The sequence below is a fragment of the Stieleria sp. genome (genome assembly GCF_041595215.1).
Taxonomy (GTDB): Bacteria; Planctomycetota; Planctomycetia; order Pirellulales; family Pirellulaceae; genus Stieleria; species Stieleria magnilauensis.
Window position 1 is genome coordinate 1 of record NZ_JBFHKV010001114.1, and the last position, 2,729, is coordinate 2,729.

1 protein-coding gene and 1 pseudogene are annotated in these 2,729 nt (G+C 60.2%); both read left to right on the forward strand.

Annotated features, from left to right (window positions below; all coding sequences use genetic code 11):
- Nucleotides 1-961: pseudogene (locus ABX749_RS28630) on the forward strand (hypothetical protein); the annotation flags it as partial.
- 117 nt (nt 962-1,078) lie between these two features.
- On the forward strand, nt 1,079-2,729 hold a 1,651-nt coding region (locus tag ABX749_RS28635), incomplete at its 3' end, for a hypothetical protein (RefSeq protein WP_372899043.1).

The window sequence follows — 2,729 nt, forward strand, 5'->3', positions numbered from 1 at the left end:
CCGCTACCAACTGACGGCATTCTCCAGCGATGACCGGTGGGCCGGTGGAAAACAAAAAAAGGTGATCCTCGAATACGCCGTGGACTCAGCCGTCGCCGGCAAACGCCCGTTCGTCGAATTGACGATCTCCAACAAGGACTCCGCGCGAAAACGCGGCATGTTGGACCGCGTCGTGTTGACGGTGCGGCCGTCCGAAAACCTGGCGGCAGCCACCAAGAGTTCCCCCGCAAACGGCGAGCCTGCGATGGCAACGCCGAGCGAGCCACCCAAGCCCGACCCCGCGACCGTCTCATCGACTGCACCCAAACCGACGCCACCGGCCCCCGAACCCAAAACACCACCGCCGCCGAAATCCACACGAACAGTAAGGCTGAAAACGTCCGACCCGGGTGGGGCGGACGCCACGGTCAAACGTGGCGGCGGATTCAACGATCCACTCGGCGAGAAAGCATTGCTGTCGATCGAAACTCGACGCAACATCCAGATCGAACACACCTACATGAGATTCCCGATCCTGTCGCTGCGTGGGAACCAGGGCGGGGGCCAACCGGTCAACCGCAACCGTGGCAGGGGCAAAGAACCCGAGCCGCTTCCCGTCGTGACTGCGGAATTACAGCTCAGCCTGACCTCGGCCGAACGCGAAGCGGACACGACCGTTCGGGTCTACGGTTTCAGCAATGAAATCAGCGACGTGTGGCCGGAAATGAAGATCGTCTGGAACAATTCGTTTTCATCTCAAGACCTGGAAAACATCCCCTTACTGGCCGAAAAAACGATCCGCCCGGAGGACAAGTCGCTGTCGATTTCCAGCGACTTGCTGGCCAAATTCGTTGCCGAGGCCAATCATCGCTCCGTCACCCTGATCGTGACCGGATCCTCGGGTAACGAACAGTTGACTTTCGGGTCCAAAGAAAGCGATTCATTGGATCCCCCGACATTGATTTTGGGGCTCAGCGAGTGACAAAGGGCGGCTGATCTGGCCGCGCTTAATTAGAGTATTCCGGCGGAACCATTTGCCGCTTCTTCTCATCTGACCACTCGTAGCCCCCTCCAAAGTCCGTTTTCGTCGGATTCCGCCATGAAATCGCGATGCTCCTTCGTCGAACCCCTCGAAAGCCGCCGGTTGCTTGCCGGCGATGTCTGCCTGGCCAGCGACCCGATCGAGCAAATCAGCGGCGACGTTTCCCCGCTGGCCGGCGAAATGGTTCAGGTTTTCCGAAACGCCCCGCCTGGAGGCATCGGATTCGCCCCATCGTCCCCGCCGCAGTTCCTGCCCGCCCCGCTCTTCCCCGCCGCCGAGATCGATGCCCCGTTGATTCTTCCGGCCGGCGGTGCGGATTTGCTGGAGGAAGACGGCGGGTTGGTGGCCGCCGTTCGCACCAATTTTTTCACCGCTGTCGCAAACGAACTGCCGCCGGCGACGCTGCACCTGTTTGATCGCCGGGACGACGGCAGCCTGGAAGAATCCGCTTCGATCGAGTTGCCGCTGGCGCCCCGCGAGGTGTTGCTGACCGACCAGTTGGTGATCGTCGTGGGCTCATCCACCCGCGGCATTCCGGCCGGTACCGGTGACGCGGAAACGGTCGTATTGACGGTGGCCCGAAACGACGTGACGGATCGGAGCACCATCCGGCTGGACGGTCTGTTGGCAACCGTCGCGCGGCGTGACGACCGCTTGTTCGTTTCCACCTTCCAACCACCCCAATTCACTCCGCAATTTGACTCCCCGCCATCGTTCACACACACCGTGACGGTGTTTGACGCCAGCGGCAGTTCACTGTCTCGGATCGCCAGGGGCGAATTGCCCAATGCGGTGATGGACGAGATGGTCGTGGGCGATGACATCCTGGTCGTCGAACAACAAACCAGCCGCAGCGAAACCGATGCCGAACGCTCCTCGCCGGGCGACGCAACGTGGATTGCTCCGACCGATCTGACCCACCATTTGGTCCGTTACCGAATCGTGGGCGATGACATTGAAAGAATCGCCTCATTGGAGTTGTCGGCTGATTTTAATCTGCGAACCGAAATCTCCGCCGACGGATTGACCGCGGTCGTGTTTGGACAACACAACCTTGTCTTTCCCGCGGTCGTCGATGGTCCCCAAGCCGGGTACAGCGTCGCACTGATCGACCTGTCTGATGACCAGCCAAAACTTTTTCAATCCATCGACATTGCGACCCGCGACCGACAAACGATTGCAGACATCGGCCAGCGGGCAGTCGTCATCGCCGACGGACGAAACGCGCTGATCGTCGTCGACACGGATCAGTCGATTGACGTCGATGCCGAAAACCGAGTCACGCGCATCGAATTGCCCGGCATCCCCGATCAAACGTATCCCGGAATCACCAGCGTCACAGAACTCTCTTCGGAGACGTTTACGATTGTTCGCCGCTCCTACACCACAAGTACGGATCCCGCCGAGAGGTTGTCGCGACGCGAGGTCGAACTGCTGACGCTCTCCCTGGACGACCACTCGGTCGTCGCGCAGAGCGTGCCGGATCATTCGGCGTTGGCGATTTTCAATCCCTCGTCACCGCGTCCCACCGTGATCGGACTCGGGCCAATCTTGGCGCCGCTCGAAGGACGACAACTGGTCGTCGGCCGCATCGATGGCTCCGGACAATTCGATCAACAAGCGACGATCGATCTGGACCACGTCGTCGAGATCGACGCCGACGAAAACCGTTTGTTGCTGCGTCAGATCGATCAGTTGATCGAATATC